The organism is Streptomyces sp. NPDC051555 (assembly GCF_044454405.1).
In the GTDB taxonomy this organism is placed as follows: Bacteria; Actinomycetota; Actinomycetes; order Streptomycetales; family Streptomycetaceae; genus Streptomyces.
Genome location: NZ_JBITDP010000013.1, coordinates 16,619 through 32,290, shown reverse-complemented (window position 1 = coordinate 32,290; position 15,672 = coordinate 16,619). Strand labels below are relative to the sequence as shown.

The window sequence follows — 15,672 nt, the reverse complement described above, 5'->3', positions numbered from 1 at the left end:
CCGCCGCATCGGAATGCGACGGCCCTCGGCGCGGAGACGGCCGATCAGCCGGTGTCGGCGCCCGTGGGTCCCCAGATGCTGTTGCCCGGCCGGCCGGGCCTGCCCGTCTTGGTCGGACTGGGCCTCCCGGTGGGCGTGCCGCTCGGGTCCGGGTCGCAGTACAGCTTCCACGGGTTGCAGCTGGGCTTGCCCCCCGCGGACGGGGACGGGGAGACCGTCGGGGACGGCGAGACCTGCGGCGACTCCGTCACGGACGGCGAGGGCGAGGGCGACGGGGTGGGCGTAGGCGTGGGAGCGCCCGCGGCGTCGGCCGTCACGCCGATGTCCTCGGCCTCGGGGAAGTCCTTCTCCGGGGACCCCTTGAGGGCGGCCTTCATGTACTCGGTCCAGATCACCGCGGGGATGTCACCACCGTGGATGGAGTCGACACCGCCCACCCGGTTCATGGACATCAGCTTCTTGTCCGCCGAGTTCGGGTCGTTGCGGAACAGGGTGACGGCGGTCGAGAGCTGCGGGGTGTAGCCGACGAACCAGGCCGACTTGTTCTGGTCGGTGGTGCCGGTCTTGCCCGCCGCGGGGCGGCCCAGCTTCTTGGCCTTGGTGCCGGTGCCGTTCTCCACGACGTTGCGCAGGACCTTGGTGATGTTGTCGGCGATGGAGTTGTCCATGGCCCGCTGGGACTTCGGGGCCTCGAAGCCGGACAGCTCCTTGCCGTCCTTGAGCACCTTGGTGACCGAGAAGGGCTCGTGGTGCGTGCCGGAGTCGGCGAAGGTGCCGTAGGCGTCGGCCATGCGGATGGCCGACGGGGTCGAGGTGCCGAGGGCGAACGAGGCGTTGTCGGCCGGGTCCATCGACTCGTCGAGGATGCCGGAGGCCTTGGCCACCCCACGCACCTTGTCGTGGCCGACGTCGAAGACGAGCTGGGCGAACGGCGTGTTGATGGACTTCTCCATCGCCTCGTTGAGGGTCACGTACCCGTAGGCGGTGGGGCTCTCGTTCTTCTGCCGGAAGGGCGTGCCGTCGGCGGCGCGCAGCGGCTTGCCGTCCCGGTTGTTGATGACGGTCTGGTCGTTGCCGTTGTACTTGCTGCTGACCGAGATGCCCTCGCCGTGCGAGTTCTGGGTGCCGTACTCCAGTGCCGCGGCCAGGACGAACGGCTTCCAGGTGGAGCCGACGGGGACACCGATGGTGTTGGCGTTGTTGGTGAAGTGCTTGTGGTCCCAGCCGGGCCCGCCGTAGAGGGCCACGACTGCGCCGGTCTTCACGTCCACGGAAGCCGCGCCGAACTGGACGAAGGTGTCGTAGTCGGGCCGCGCCTTCTCGTCCAGGAAGCCGTTGCGGGTGTCCTCTACGGCTTTGACCAGCGCGTCCACCTTGGGCTTCTGGAAGGTGGTGGTGATCTGGTAGCCGCCCAGTGCCATCTGCTCCGCGGTGAAGCCCTTGGCCTTCATCACGTACTGCTTGGCCGTCTCGACCAGGTATCCGGTCTGACCGCCGAGCGAACGGGCCTGCGCGGAGTCGACCAGCTTGGGGAACTCGCGGAACTGGGCCCGCTCGGTCGGGGTCATCCGGCCCACGGCGACCTCGCGGTCGAGCACCCAGGCCCAGCGGCTCTGGGCCCTTTTGGTGTTGGCCTCGGGGGTGGCCGCCGATCCGATGCCGCCGTCCGGGTTGTAGAGGTTGGGGCCCTTGAGGACCGAGGCGAGGAAGGCGCCCTCGGAGGGCGTCAGCTTGTCGCAGTCCTTGTCGAAGTACGCACGGGAGGCGGCCTGGATGCCGTAGGCGTCCCGGCCGTAATACGCCGTGTTCAGGTAGCCCGCGAGGATCGTGTCCTTCTCCGCGGTCACACCCAGCTTTATCGAGATGAACAGCTCCGTGACCTTCCGCTTCAGCGTCTGGTCGGAGTCCAGGAAGGTGTTCTTCACGTACTGCTGGGTGATGGTGGAGCCGCCCTGGGTCGAACCGCCCTTGGCCATGTTGACCACGGCGCGGGCGATGCCCATCGGGTCGACGCCCTTGTCGGTCTCGAAGGACTCGTTCTCCGCCGAGATCACGGCGTTCTGCATCGACCGGGGGATCTTGTCGATGGGCACGATCTGCCGGTTGGTCGACCCGCCGGTCGCGACCATCTGGGTGCCGTCGGCCCAGTAGAAGACGTTGTTCTGGGCCTCGGCGGCCTTGTTCGCGTCGGGGGTGCCCACCATCGCGATGCCGATGCCCGAGCCGGCCGTGATGACGGCGAAGAAGCCCAGGGCCGTGCCCCCGACGAGCTTCCAGGAGGGTAGGAAGCGCTTCCAGCCGTCCTTGTCGGACCGCGGGTAGTTGATGAGCCGCTTGTCGCCGCGGCCGGATCCCTTGCCCCCACGGCCTCCGCCGGTTCCTCGGGCGCCCCTACGGGCCCCGGCACGGCCGTCGTGGACCGGTTGTCCCTCGTACGGTCCACCGGGCGATGCGGTGGGGGCGTCGTGCCCGGGCGTGGCGCCCCGGGCGGGCCGCTGCTGGGCGGCCCGGCGGGCCGCGGCCCGTCCACCGCCTTGCTGCGGCGGTTTGCGGCGGTGCTCGCTCATCGAACGACTACTCCTCGGGCAGGCGAGTGGCCTGGAAGCGGCAGGCGTATTCCGGTTCCCCCGGCGCACAGACTACGCAGGCTCAAAACCCAACCAGTGCCGAAGTTCACCCCAAATCAGGCAACTTGCCTCCTACGAATTAGTGATGTGACGCCGGTCACCACGTCTCCCCTTGTCGTAACGGGCCGCCCGTTCTATCGTCTGGATGTATCGAGTCGATACATCAGCTCGGTATAAGGAACTCAGGGGCGAGGAGGAAGCAGGCGGATGAGCCGGCGCTCAGGCATTCTCGAGTTCGCTGTCCTCGGCCTGCTCCGCGAGTCCCCCATGCACGGCTATGAGCTGCGCAAGCGGCTCAACACCTCGCTGGGGGTGTTCCGGGCGTTCAGCTACGGAACCCTCTATCCCTGCCTCAAGACGCTCGTCGCCAGCGGGTGGTTGATCGAAGAACCGGGCAATGCCCTGGAAGACGCGGTCGCCGCTTCACTCGCAGGACGCCGCGCCAAGATCGTCTACCGGTTGACGGCCGCGGGTAAGGAGCACTTCGAGGAGCTGCTCTCCCACACCGGCCCCGACACCTGGGAAGACGAGTCCTTCGCCGCCCGCTTCGCTTTCTTCGGTCAGACCGAACGAGAGGTGCGGATGCGGGTGCTGGAGGGCCGCCGTAGTCGGCTGGAGGAGCGCCTGGAGAAGATGCGCACCTCGCTCGCCCGTACGCGGGAGCGCCTCGACGACTACACCCTTGAGCTGCAGCGGCACGGCATGGAATCCGTGGAGCGCGAAGTGCGCTGGCTGAACGAGCTGATCGAGAGCGAGCGGGCGGGACGGGATCGCAGACGACCCGACTCGTCCGACGAAACTGCAAAATGAGGCCCTGCATTCGCAGGCCTCGTCCGAGAACAAACAGGGAGCAACCGGAATGGGTTCGGTTCGCGTAGCCATCGTCGGCGTAGGCAACTGCGCCGCCTCGCTGGTGCAGGGCGTCGAGTACTACAAGGACGCCGACCCGGCGGCCAAGGTCCCCGGCCTGATGCACGTCCAGTTCGGCGACTACCACGTCCGCGACGTTGAGTTCGTTGCCGCCTTCGACGTTGACGCGAAGAAGGTCGGCCTCGACCTTTCGGACGCCATCGGCGCCAGCGAGAACAACACGATCAAGATCTGCGACGTCCCCAACAAGGGCGTGACCGTTCAGCGCGGCCACACCCTGGACGGCCTGGGCAAGTACTACCGGATGACGATCGAAGAGTCCGCCGAGGCTCCGGTCGACATCGTCCAGGTCCTCCGGGACAAGCAGGTCGACGTTCTGGTCTGCTACCTGCCCGTCGGTTCCGAAGCCGCTGCGAAGTTCTACGCGCAGTGCGCCATCGACGCGAAGGTCGCCTTCGTCAACGCCCTTCCGGTCTTCATCGCCGGCACCAAGGAGTGGGCTGACAAGTTCACCGAGGCGGGCGTCCCGATCGTCGGCGACGACATCAAGTCGCAGGTCGGCGCCACCATCACGCACCGCGTGATGGCGAAGCTGTTCGAGGACCGCGGTGTCCGTCTTGAGCGCACCATGCAGCTCAACGTCGGCGGCAACATGGACTTCAAGAACATGCTGGAGCGCGACCGCCTCGAGTCGAAGAAGATCTCGAAGACGCAGGCCGTCACCTCGCAGATCCCCGACCGCGAGCTGGGCGAGAAGAACGTCCACATCGGTCCGTCCGACTACGTCGCGTGGCTCGACGACCGCAAGTGGGCGTACGTCCGCCTCGAGGGTCGCGCCTTCGGTGACGTTCCGCTGAACCTCGAGTACAAGCTCGAGGTGTGGGACTCCCCGAACTCCGCCGGTGTCATCATCGACGCCGTGCGCGCCGCGAAGATCGCCAAGGACCGCGGCATCGGTGGCCCGATCCTGTCGGCTTCGAGCTACTTCATGAAGTCCCCGCCGGTGCAGTACTTCGACGACGAGGCCCTGGCCAACGTCGAGAAGTTCATCAAGGGCGAGGTCGAGCGCTAAACCGGACGCAGCACGATGCGCCAAGGGCTTCCAGCACTTGGACTTCGACTGTTCTTCCGCCGAGGGTCCCCGGGCAATCCGCCCGGGGACCCTCGGCGTATGTGACGCTTGCCCACATGCCTGTCGTAGGTGATCTGCGCGTACTCCTGCGCCTGAGGGACTTCCGCAACCTGCTCTCGGTGCGGCTCCTGTCCCAGGCCGCCGACGGCGTCTACCAGGTCGCGCTCGCCACCTACGTGGTGTTCTCCCCGGAGAAGCAGGCCTCGCCCGTGGCCATCGCCTCGGCCATGGCCGTCCTGTTGCTGCCCTACTCGGCGATCGGCCCCTTCGCCGGAGTGCTCCTGGACCGTTGGCCGCGCCGCCAGGTGTTCCTCTACGGCAATCTGCTGCGTGCCTTCCTGGCCTGCGTCACCGGGATGCTGATCGTCGCGCACGTGCCCGACTGGCTGTTCTACGCCTCGGCGCTCTCGGTGACCGCCGTCAACCGCTTCGTCTTGGCCGGGCTCTCCGCGTCACTGCCCCGGGTCGTCGGGGTCGACCAACTGGTGACCGCGAACGCCCTCTCCCCGACCGCCGGGACCCTCGCGGCCACCCTGGGCGGGGGACTGGCCTTCCTGGTGCGCCTGCTCGCCGCCGAGTCCAATGCCGTCATCGTCCTGCTCGGCGCCGCGTTCTACCTGTGCGCAGCGCTCGTCTCGCTACGGCTCGACGTCCGGCTCCTCGGCCCCGACCACACCCCCGCACGGCAGTACCCCTCGGTGGTCGAAGGGATCGCTCTGACGGTGCGGGGCATGGCCCAGGGCCTGAGGCACCTGTACGAGCGCCGTGAGGCCGCCCAGGCGCTCACCGCCATGACCTTGATGCGCTTCTGCTACGGGGCGCTGACGGTGACCCTGCTGACCCTCTGCCGCTACGCCTGGTCGGACAACGAGTCGGACGGGCTCGCTCTATTGGGGATCGCGGTCGGGGTGTCGGGGGCCGGATTCTTCGCGGCGGCCGTCATCACACCCTGGCTGGTGGGGCTGCTCGGCACCCGGGGCTGGATCACGCTGTGCGCTGCGATAGCGGCCGTTCTGGTGCCGGGTCTGGGTCTCTTCTTCGCGCCCGCGCCGATGCTGGCCGCCGCGTTCGTGCTGGGAATGGCCACGCAGGGAGCGAAGATCGCCACCGACACGGTCGTGCAGTCACAGGTGGACGACGCTTTTCGCGGCCGGATCTTCTCCGTCTACGACGTGCTCTTCAACGTCGCCTTCGTCGGAGCGGCCGCCGTGGCCTCGCTGGTGCTGCCCCTCGACGGGAAGTCCGTCCCGCTGATCCTGGGCGTGGCCGTCCTCTACGCCCTGACCGCCGCGTTGCTCATCCGGCAGGGACGACGTTTCACGTGAAACATCGCCCCTGACCCCTCTCGCACCCCGTGTCGATGTTTCACGTGAAACATCGACACGGGACCGCCTCAGTTCTGAGTCGCCCACCACTCCTTGAGGGCCGCGATCGCGGCCTCCCGCTCCATCGGGCCGTTTTCGAGCCGCAGCTCCAGCAGGAAGGCGTAGGCCTTGCCGATCACCGGACCCGGACCGACGTCCAGGACCTGCATGATGTCGTTGCCGTCGAGGTCGGGCCGGATCGAGTCCAGCTCCTCCTGCTCCTGGAGCTGCGCGATCCGCGCTTCCAGGCCGTCGTAGGTGTGGGAGAGCGCCTTGGCCTTGCGCTTGTTGCGCGTGGTGCAGTCGGAACGGGTCAGCTTGTGCAGCCGCGACAGCAGCGGACCCGCGTCCCGCACGTACCGGCGGACCGCGGAGTCCGTCCACTCGCCCGCCCCGTAGCCGTGGAAGCGCAGGTGCAGCTCCACCAGCCGGGAGACGTCCTTGACCATGTCGTTGGAGTACTTCAGCGCCGTCATGCGCTTCTTGGTCATCTTCGCCCCCACCATCTCGTGGTGGTGGAAGGAGACCCGCCCGTCGCTCTCGAAGCGGCGGGTGCGGGGCTTGCCAATGTCGTGCAGCAGGGCGGACAGCCGGAGCACCAGGTCGGGGCCGTCCTCCTCCAGGTCGATCGCCTGCTCCAGCACGATCAGGGAGTGCTCGTACACGTCCTTGTGCCGGTGGTGCTCATCGCTCTCCAGGCGCAGCGCGGGCAGCTCGGGCAGCACCCGCTCGGCCAGGCCCGTGTCCACGAGCAGGCCCAGGCCCGTGCGGGGCCGTTCCGAGAGCAGCAGCTTGTTCAGCTCCGCCTGCACCCGTTCCGCCGAGACGATCTCGATCCGGTCGGACATCGCCGTCATCGCCGCGACGACCTCGGGGGCGACCTCGAAGTCCAGCTGCGCCGCGAAACGTGCGGCGCGCATCATGCGCAGCGGGTCGTCGGAGAAGGACTCCTCGGGAGTGCCCGGGGTCCGCAGCACACGGGCCTCCAGGTCTTCCAGACCGCCGTGCGGATCGATGAACCGCTGCTGCGGGAGGGCCAGCGCCATGGCGTTGACGGTGAAGTCGCGCCGGACCAGGTCCTGCTCGATCGAGTCGCCGTAGGACACCTCGGGCTTGCGCGAGGAGCGGTCGTAGGCCTCGGACCGGTAGGTCGTCACCTCGATCTGGAAGCCGCCCTTGTTCGCCCCGACCGTCCCGAAGGCGATGCCGACGTCCCAGACGGAGTCCGCCCACGGTCGGACGATCTTCAGCACGTCCTCGGGTCGGGCATCGGTGGTGAAGTCGAGGTCGTTGCCGAGGCGCCCGAGCAGCGCGTCGCGAACGGACCCGCCGACCAGCGCGAGGCTGAAGCCCGCCTCCTGGAAACGGCGGCCGAGATCATCGGCGACAGGAGCGACCCGCAGCAGTTCACTGACCGCGCGGTGCTGCACCTGACTCAGGGCACTGGGGTTGTCTTCGTTGGCGTTCGGCACAACAGAAAAGGGTACGTGCCCCGCCCGGCCGGGGCTCCCTTCTTATTGGGCACCCTGACGCGGCGCCCCCACCCGGCGGCCCCGATCATGTGGAGCAAGGCGCGGCACTCGCGCACAGCGGGCCTCGTTACCATGCGTGGACGCATGAACGACGACCACTGACACTTCGAGGACGGGCGGGCGCGTGGCCGAGGCGGCAGACATCCAGGGGACGGCACCTGCCCCTGTCAGGCGCCGCTGGCTGCGGCGCGCGATCGTCATGCTCACCGGGACTCCGGTGCTCGCCGCCCTCGTCTACGCCCCTGCCCCAGCCGCGCAGGCCACCGAGAACGCCGCCTCCGCCGCCACGGCGGTCGACGTCCAGCTGGACGCCCTGACCCCGAGCGCGCCGGTGAAGGGCGACACCCTCACCATCTCCGGCACCGTGACCAACAACAGTCGCGAGACGATCACCGAGGCGCACGTCGGTCTGCGGGTCGGCCCGGTGCTGAGCGATCGCGACGCGATCGGCGACGCCGCGGAGCAGACCGGTTACCGGTCCGGCAGCGATCCCGCGGAGGTCGATGGTGCCTTCGCCGCGAAGCTCTCCGCCCTCTCCGCGAAGAACAGCCAGCCCTTCACCCTGAAGGTCCCCGTCGACAAGCTGGGGCTCGACAAGGACGGCGTCTACCAGATCGGCATCTCCGTGTCGGGGGAGAGCGAGAGCCGGCCCACCGAGCAGGTGCTCGGCATCCAGCGGACGGTCCTGCCCTGGCAGCCCGAAGCCGCCGCGAAGCGCGCCCAGCTCAGCTACGTATGGCCGCTGATCTCCCGGGTCCACCTCACGGCCGAGACCGGTTCCGACGAACTACAGACCCCCGTCTTCGAGGACGACAGCCTCGCCGACGAGCTGCGGCCCGGAGGACGGCTGGAGCAGATGGTCTCGCTCGGCAAGGACCTGCCGATCACCTGGGTCATCGACCCGGACCTGCTGTACACGGTCGACGCGATGACCAAGGGCTACCGGATCCGGGTTCCTGGTGGAAAGCCGGTGCCGGGGAAGAACAAGGCCGTCGCCGAGCACTGGCTGAGCGCCCTGGAAACGGCCGTGCAGGGCAAGAAGGTAGTCGCCCTGCCCTTCGCCGATCCGGACCTCGCCTCGCTCGCACACCGCGGCAAGGACGTCTCGGGCACCCTGGGCCAGCTGCGCCCCGCCACCGACAAGGCGAAGCAGGCGGTGGAGACGGTCCTGCACGTCACCCCGTCCACCGACTTCTCCTGGCCCGTGGACGGTGCCATCGACCCGTCGATCGTCAATGTCGCCACCTCGGCCGGCGCCCACAACGTCCTCACCCGCAGCGACAGCTTCCAGGAGAACGCCGGCCTCGGTCACGTGCCCTCGGCGGCCCGCCCGATCGGGGCCGGGGCCACCGCCGTGGTCGCCGACGCACGGCTCTCCACCGCCTTCGAGGGCGACATGCTGAGCGCCGGGAACTCCGTCCTCGCGGTCCAGCAGTTCCTCGCCCAGAGCCTCGTACTGAACCAGCAGGGCACCGACGAGCAGCGCAGTTTCGTCGTCGCCCCGCAACGGATGCCCTCCTCCAGCCAGGTCCAGACGATGGCCGCGGCCCTGCGCGGTCTCCAGCCGGGCCGCTGGAGCCAGCCCCAGGACCTGGAGGCGGCCGCGGCCGCCAAGCCGGACCCGGGCGCCGCCACGCAGGTGCCGGGCGCCGGACAGTACCCCGAGGGCCTGCGCAAGCAGGAGCTCCCGCTGTCCGCGTTCGAGAAGATCCGCACCACCCAGAACACCCTCGACCACTTCAAGGTGATCCTTTCGGCCCCCGACCGGGTCGAGATCCCCTTCGGCAACACCACCAACCGGGAGATGTCAGCCTCCTGGCGCGGTCGTCCGGAGGAGGCCGCGCTCTACCGCGACGGCGTCCAGCAGTACCTGATCGGTCTCACCGAGCAGGTCCAGCTGGTCCCCAAATCGGACGCCACCCTGTCCGGGCACAGCGCGACGATCCCCGTCACGATCCAGAACAGCCTCGTTCAGGACGTCCGCGGCCTGGTCCTGCGGCTGAAGTCCGCCAATCCCACCCGCCTGATGTTCGGCGAGGCCGGCGAGGCGGAGAAGGAAGTCAACGTCCAGGCCGAGCACAGCCAGACCTTGAAGTTCAACGCCAACGCCACCGCCAGTGGTCCGGTCGAGGTCACCGCCCAGCTCTACACCCGGGACGGCGTTCCGTACGGCAAGGAACGCAGGTTCACCGTGGAGGCAACGGAGATCACTCCGACTGTCATGCTCGTCATCGCGGGCGGGGTGCTCCTCCTCGTCGTGGCAGGCATCAAGATGTACGCCAGTCGCAAGCGCGTCGCCGCGCGCGCCGCTGCCGAAGAGAGCACGCAGCAGAGTGACGAGACCCCGGACACCGGACCGCAAAGCACCAGCGGGTCCGGCACGGGTGAGACAGTGGACCGTTGAGCGACGCCGTGGCCGGTCGGCCTGGGGACGATGAGGTGGGGTTTCGATGAACGCGCCGTACGACGGTGACCGCGGGCAGGGCGCCGGCGGTCCCGCGCCAGCCCAGGGCACTGCCCCGGGCACCCCGGTACCGGGGCAGGTACCTCCGCCTGCCGCCGCGCCGGAACACGACCCGTATGTCCAGGACGCCTATGGCTACGACCCGTACCGGTCGCAGGACCTGTCGGCGCAGGATCCGGTGGCCGAGGTCCTCTACGACCGGGCCTCACACCCGCCGCCGCCTCCCGGCACCTACCAGGAGCCCGGTCCGCTCTACGCGGCCCCGGCGGCCCCCGCCTACGCCCCGGACCCGCGCGTCTGGGCCCAGACCCCGCCGCCCGAGCCGGACGGCCCCTCCCGTCACATGCCGTACGGCGACCACGCGACCACCACGCAGTTCGTCGGCGTCGACTCGCTCGTCACCCAGGCGACCGACCAGCAGCCGGAACCGGACGCCTTCGCGCACCTGTACCGGGACCAGCAGGCGGCCCCCCGTACCGCGACCGAAGAACCCCCGGTCGCCGCTCCCGCGCCCAGCAAGCCCGCCGGGCGCGCGTCGAGCCTGCTCAAGTCGAGCGCGCTCATGGCGGCGGGCACGATCGTCTCGCGGCTCACCGGATTCCTGCGCACCCTGGTCATCGCCGGTGCGATCGGTGTCGGCACCTTCAACGACACCTATCAGATCGCCAACACCCTGCCGACGATGATCTACGTCCTCGTCGGCGGCGGCGCCCTCAACGCGGTCTTCATCCCGCAGCTCGTGCGGGCCATGAAGAACGACGACGACGGGGGAGAGGCATATGCCAACCGGCTGCTGACCCTCGTCGTGGTCCTGCTCGCGGGCATCACCACGGTCTGTGTGCTCGCCGCGCCACTGTTCATCACGATGATGTCGCCGAAGATCGCTTCGAACCCGGAGCAGATGGACGTCGCGGTCGCCTTCGCCCGCTACTGCCTGCCGACCATGTTCTTCATGGGCGTGCACGTGGTCCTCGGCCAGATCCTCAACGCCCGCGGCCGGTTCGGCGCGATGATGTGGACCCCCGTCCTCAACAACATCGTCGTCATCACCACCTTCGGCGCCTTCATCTGGGCCTTCGGCGGCTTCACCACCTCCGGCGTCAACGCCGCCACCGTCACCGCCGACGGCGTCCGGCTGCTCGGTCTGGGCACCCTGCTGGGCCTCACCGTCCAGGCCCTGGCGATGCTGCCCTACCTGCGGGACGCGGGATTCTCCCCGAAGCTGCGCTTCGACTGGAAGGGCCACGGCCTGGGCAAGGCCGCCGGGCTGGCCAAGTGGACGTTCTTCTTCGTCCTCGCCAACCAGGTCGGTCTGGTCGTCGTCACCCAGCTGGCCACCTGGGCCGGTTCGGTCGCCGAGAAGCAGGGCCACCCGGGTACCGGCATCACCGCCTACAACTACGCGCTGCTGCTGTGGCAGATGCCGCAGGCCATCATCACCGTGTCCGTCATGACGGCGGTCCTGCCCCGGATCTCCCGTTCGGCCCACGACGGGGACGTCGCCGCGGTCCGCGATGACATCTCCTACGGGCTGCGCACCTCGGCCGTCGCGATCGTCCCCTGCGCCTTCGCGTTCCTGGCCCTCGGCGTGCCGATGGCCACCCTGCTCTACGCGGGCTCCGGCTCCGGCGCGCAGAACATCGGCTACGTGCTGATGGCCTTCGGCCTCGGGCTGATCCCCTACTCCGTGCAGTACGTCGTCCTGCGCGGCTTCTACGCCTACGAGGACACCCGCACCCCCTTCTACAACACCTGCATCGTCGCGGGCGTCAACGCGGCGGTCTCGATCGCCGCGTTCCTGGTCCTGCCCGCGCGCTGGGCCGTGGTCGGCATGGCCGCCGCCTACGGCCTCGGCTACGCGGTCGGGGTCGGCGTGGCCTGGCGCCGCCTGCGCACCCGCCTGGGCGGGGACCTGGACGGCGCGCACGTGATGCGGACCTACGCTCGCCTCGCCGGAGCCTGTTTCCCCGCGGCTGTCGTGGGAGGTGGCGTGGCCTTCGGCGTCACCCGACTGCTCGGCAGCGGAGTGACCGGTTCCCTGGCCTCCCTCGTCGCCGGCGGCATCGCTCTGGCGGCCGTATTCCTCATCGCCGCCAAGCGCATGCGGATCGAGGAACTCAACGCCATGGTCGGAATGGTGCGCGGACGTCTGGGGCGCTGATGCGCACAACCATCGGCCCCCCTAGCGTGTCGTGCATAGCGTCGGACTGTGGGCACAATTGGCATGGCTTCGCAGACTGGCCGACAGCGCGTAACGAATGGGGAGGCAGGAACGACGGTGGCGGAACGTAGCACGGCTGCCGTCGACGTGGCCGACAACAGCGGCGAAGAGCCGCCGGCCGCCGAGGCGGCCAAGGCCACGGCCGACGGGGCTGAGATCCAGGACGGACGAGCCGCGGACGGACCCATGCCCGAATCGGACGGCGAACCCAAGAAGACCAAGGCCACCGCGCCCACCGCCGCCCCCGAGCTGCACAGCGGTCACAAGCTCGCCCGGCGCTACCGGCTCGAGGAGTGCGTCACCCGTCTGGACGGATTCAGCAGCTGGCGTGCGATGGACGAGAAGCTGCGTCGGGCCGTGGGCGTCCACCTGCTGCCCGCCGACCACCCCAGGGCCCGTTCCGTCCTGGCCGCCGCCCGCTCCTCCGCCCTGCTCGGTGACCCCCGGTTCGTCCAGGTCCTCGACGCCGTGGAGGAGAACGACCTCGTCTACGTCGTCCACGAATGGCTGCCCGACGCCACCGAACTGACGGCCCTGCTGGCCGCGGGCCCGCTGGAGCCCCACGAGGCCTACCAGCTCGTCAGCCAGATCTCCCAGGCCATGACGGCGGCCCACCGCGAGGGCCTGGCCCATCTGCGGCTCACCCCGAGCGCCATACTGCGCACCTCCACGGGCCAGTACCGCATCCGCGGCCTCGCCGTGAACGCCGCGCTGCGCGGCATCACCAGCGAGACCCCGCAGCGTGCGGACACCGAGGCGATCGGCGCACTGCTCTACGCCTCCCTCACCCAGCGCTGGCCCTACGAGAGCGACGCCTACGGCCTCACCGGCCTGCCCAAGGGCGTCGGCCTGATCGCCCCGGACCAGGTCCGCGCCGGCGTGCACCGCGGGCTCGGCGAACTCGCCATGCGGGCGCTCGCCAACGACGGGGCCACCGCCTCCCGCCAGGAACCCGCCTGCACCACCCCGGAGGAGCTGGCCAAGGCCGTCGCCGCGATGCCCCGCATCCGGCCTCCCGAGCCCGCTTTCACCGCTCCGCCCGAATACCAGCACACGACCTACCAGCAGGGCAGCTACGGCCGTCCGGCGACGCACAACGGGGTCACCACCGCCACGCCGCTGGCCCCCCTCCCTCCGCCGCCCCCGCTCCAGAGCCGCACCGGCCGCGCCCTGAAGTGGGGTGTCGCGGCGCTGCTGATCGCCGCGCTCGGCTTGGGCAGCTGGCAGCTGGCCGACACCCTCCTGCGGGGCAACCAGGGCAGCGCCGGGGACCAGAACCCGCAGCCCAAGGGCGACGACACTCCGGCGAAGAAGACTCCCGCCCCCATCGCGATCAAGACCGCGCAGGAGTACTACCCGGACGGCAAGGCCCAGGACACGGCGGGAGTCCCCAACACCTACGACGGGGACGCCTCCAGCTACTGGCACACCCGGAGCTTCGTCGACGGCCCCGAGATGAAGGCCCACTACAAGGCGGGTGTCGGGATCGTCTACGACCTCGGATCCGAACAAGAGGTCTCCGCCGCCTCGATAGGGCTGCGCTACGCGGGTGACCACACCACGGTCACGCTCTACGCAGCCGACTCCATGTCCTCGTCGACTCAAGTCGGCTCCATGAAGAAGATCACCGCGGGCACCACCTCGGAGACCAGCCTGACCCTGACGGCGGAGAAGCCCGTCAAGACGCGCTACGTCCTCGTCTGGTTCACGGCCATGCCCATGTCCGGTGTCGACCAGTACAGCGGTGAGGGCTACAAGCAGGGCATGACGGACGTGAAGTTCTCCGGCTGAGGCCGCGGCAGGGGAGGGGCTCACCGTTGGACGACGCCGCACCCGGTGGTCGTAGTGACCAGGAACTCCTGGCGCTGCACGCCGCCGGAGACCCCGACGCGTTCGGTGAACTCGTGCGGCGCCACCGCGACCGGCTGTGGGCGGTGGCCCTGCGCACGCTCGGCGACCGCGAGGAGGCCGCCGACGCCGTCCAGGACGCCCTCGTCTCCGCCTATCGGGCCGCCCACACCTTCCGCGGCGAATCGGCCGTCACCACCTGGCTGCACCGGATCACCGTCAACGCCTGCCTCGACAGGGCCCGCAAGGCCGCCTCGCGCAAGACGGCGCCCCTCGACGACACGGACCGCCTGGAGCGGCTCCTGGAGCCCCACGAGTCCGCCGAGGCACCCGCCGAGCGCCATGAACTCCACCGGCAGCTCCTGGCCGCCCTGGCCACCCTGCCCGCCGACCAGCGGGCCGCCCTGGTCCTGGTCGACATGCAGGGCTATCCCGTGGCCGAAGCCGCCCGGATCCTCGACGTCCCCACCGGGACCGTGAAGAGCCGGTGTGCCCGCGGCCGGGCAAAACTCGTCCCACTACTCACTCATCTGCGCGCCGATCCCGGGGATAACACCCCCGCTGAGCGGGGAAGGAACCGGACGCAGGGGACATCCGTCCCACCAGCGGCAGACCCCAGGCATCCAGACCCAGACTCGGTGAAGGGCGGAGGTGGACGAGCATGAGCCCTACCAACGGTGCGACCGGTGCGACCGATACGACCGGCACGATCCGACACCCGGACGTCTCGGAGATCTCCGACCTCACCGAGGGCCTGTTGTCTCCCTCACGGACGTCCGAGGTACGGCGACACCTGGCCGACTGCGCCCTGTGCGCCGATGTCCGGGCGTCCCTGGATGAGATCCGCTCCCTGCTCGGCACCCTGCCCGGGCCGCCCCGGATGCCCGTGGGCATCGCGGGCCGCATCGACGCGGCGCTGGCCGCGGAGGCTCTCCTCGACTCCCGCACTCCCGCCCCGCAGCCCCTCTCGACCCCCGGCCACCGCTCCGGACCCGATGTTTCACGTGAAACACCTCCCGCCACCCGTGCTCCCGAAGGCCGTCCCGGCGGGTCCACCGGCCCCGGGCGCCGCCGGGCCCGCAGGCGGTTCGCCGTGGTGACGGGACTGGTGACAGCAGCCGCCTGCGCCCTCGGGGTCTTCCTGTTCACCGCTCTGCCGGACTCCCCCTCGGGGGACCGGGCCCGCACGGATGCGGCCAGCACACTGTCCGAGCCCAAGGCATCGGGGGAGTACTCCGCCCAGAACCTGCGCTCCAGCGTCGAGCAGCTGCTCACCGCGGCGGGCACCGCCGGGCAGGCCACCGAGACGCAGCAGAGCCCCGGGCTCCAGAACGTCGCCCCCGACGGCGCGGTCGCCCCCCAGGACCGCCGGACCGCCGATGCCCTGCCGCAGTGCGTCCAGGAGGGCACCGGCCGACCGGAGACGCCGCTCGCGAGCGGGCGGGGCAGCTACCAGGGCACCCCGGTCTACCTGGTCGTCCTGCCGCACTCCGGCGACGCCGCCCGGGTGGACGCCTATCTCGTCGAATCCGGCTGCGCGGACACCCCTGGAGCCGGACCCGGAAAGGTACTGCTGACCACTACCTACCCGCGACGCTGAACCGTCACGGACGC

At 69.7% G+C, this 15,672-nt stretch carries 10 protein-coding genes; 8 read left to right on the top strand and 2 right to left on the bottom strand.

Features of this window, described 5'->3' with window-relative positions; all coding sequences use genetic code 11:
- Positions 1-44 precede the first annotated feature (44 nt).
- A complete protein-coding gene (locus ACIBEA_RS24935; protein ID WP_399264481.1) occupies positions 45-2,567 on the bottom strand; it encodes a transglycosylase domain-containing protein in 2,523 nt (840 codons plus the stop codon).
- A 267-nt stretch (positions 2,568-2,834) separates the two neighbouring features.
- Here ACIBEA_RS24935 and ACIBEA_RS24930 point away from each other — a divergent pair, with 267 nt between their 5' ends.
- From ACIBEA_RS24930 to ACIBEA_RS24920, 3 genes are all read left to right on the top strand, one after another.
- The gene (locus ACIBEA_RS24930; protein ID WP_399264479.1) at positions 2,835-3,437 is read left to right on the top strand and encodes a helix-turn-helix transcriptional regulator; all 603 of its coding nucleotides are present in this window, start codon (positions 2,835-2,837) and stop codon (positions 3,435-3,437) included.
- Between the two features lie 49 nt (positions 3,438-3,486).
- A complete protein-coding gene (locus ACIBEA_RS24925) occupies positions 3,487-4,569 on the top strand; it encodes an inositol-3-phosphate synthase (protein WP_399264477.1) in 1,083 nt (360 codons plus the stop codon).
- A gap of 116 nt (positions 4,570-4,685) precedes the next feature.
- Complete coding sequence (locus ACIBEA_RS24920) at positions 4,686-5,954, top strand: MFS transporter (RefSeq protein WP_399264475.1); 1,269 nt, start codon at positions 4,686-4,688, stop codon at positions 5,952-5,954.
- A 68-nt stretch (positions 5,955-6,022) separates the two neighbouring features.
- Here the strand turns inward: ACIBEA_RS24920 and ACIBEA_RS24915 are convergent, their stop codons facing one another.
- On the bottom strand, positions 6,023-7,465 hold the full coding sequence (locus ACIBEA_RS24915) for a CCA tRNA nucleotidyltransferase (protein ID WP_399264473.1): 1,443 nt from the start codon (positions 7,463-7,465) through the stop codon (positions 6,023-6,025).
- A gap of 184 nt (positions 7,466-7,649) precedes the next feature.
- On the opposite strand from ACIBEA_RS24915, the gene ACIBEA_RS24910 reads away from it, so the two are divergent.
- The 5 genes from ACIBEA_RS24910 to ACIBEA_RS24890 all read left to right on the top strand — a co-directional run bounded on the left by ACIBEA_RS24910 (position 7,650) and on the right by ACIBEA_RS24890 (position 15,658).
- The gene (locus tag ACIBEA_RS24910; RefSeq protein WP_399264471.1) at positions 7,650-9,929 is read left to right on the top strand and encodes a DUF6049 family protein; all 2,280 of its coding nucleotides are present in this window, start codon (positions 7,650-7,652) and stop codon (positions 9,927-9,929) included.
- Between the two features lie 46 nt (positions 9,930-9,975).
- On the top strand, positions 9,976-12,150 hold the full coding sequence (gene murJ, locus ACIBEA_RS24905; protein WP_399264469.1) for a murein biosynthesis integral membrane protein MurJ: 2,175 nt from the start codon (positions 9,976-9,978) through the stop codon (positions 12,148-12,150).
- Between the two features lie 117 nt (positions 12,151-12,267).
- On the top strand, positions 12,268-14,001 hold the full coding sequence (locus ACIBEA_RS24900) for a protein kinase family protein (protein WP_399264467.1): 1,734 nt from the start codon (positions 12,268-12,270) through the stop codon (positions 13,999-14,001).
- A gap of 26 nt (positions 14,002-14,027) precedes the next feature.
- Positions 14,028-14,723 (top strand): RNA polymerase sigma factor SigM, encoded by a 696-nt coding sequence (gene sigM, locus ACIBEA_RS24895; protein ID WP_399264465.1) that lies wholly within the window; start codon positions 14,028-14,030, stop codon positions 14,721-14,723.
- A complete protein-coding gene (locus ACIBEA_RS24890) occupies positions 14,720-15,658 on the top strand; it encodes a hypothetical protein (protein WP_399264463.1) in 939 nt (312 codons plus the stop codon). The genes sigM and ACIBEA_RS24890 overlap by 4 nt, the downstream gene beginning before the upstream one ends.
- Positions 15,659-15,672 lie beyond the last annotated feature (14 nt).

Coding starts and splice junctions, on each gene's coding strand:
- ACIBEA_RS24935 (WP_399264481.1), bottom strand. CDS start 2,567: ATGAGCGAGCACCGCCGCAAACCGCCGCAGCAAGGCGGTGGACGGGCC.
- ACIBEA_RS24930 (WP_399264479.1), top strand. CDS start 2,835: ATGAGCCGGCGCTCAGGCATTCTCGAGTTCGCTGTCCTCGGCCTGCTC.
- ACIBEA_RS24925 (WP_399264477.1), top strand. CDS start 3,487: ATGGGTTCGGTTCGCGTAGCCATCGTCGGCGTAGGCAACTGCGCCGCC.
- ACIBEA_RS24920 (WP_399264475.1), top strand. CDS start 4,686: ATGCCTGTCGTAGGTGATCTGCGCGTACTCCTGCGCCTGAGGGACTTC.
- murJ (WP_399264469.1), top strand. CDS start 9,976: ATGAACGCGCCGTACGACGGTGACCGCGGGCAGGGCGCCGGCGGTCCC.
- ACIBEA_RS24890 (WP_399264463.1), top strand. CDS start 14,720: ATGAGCCCTACCAACGGTGCGACCGGTGCGACCGATACGACCGGCACG.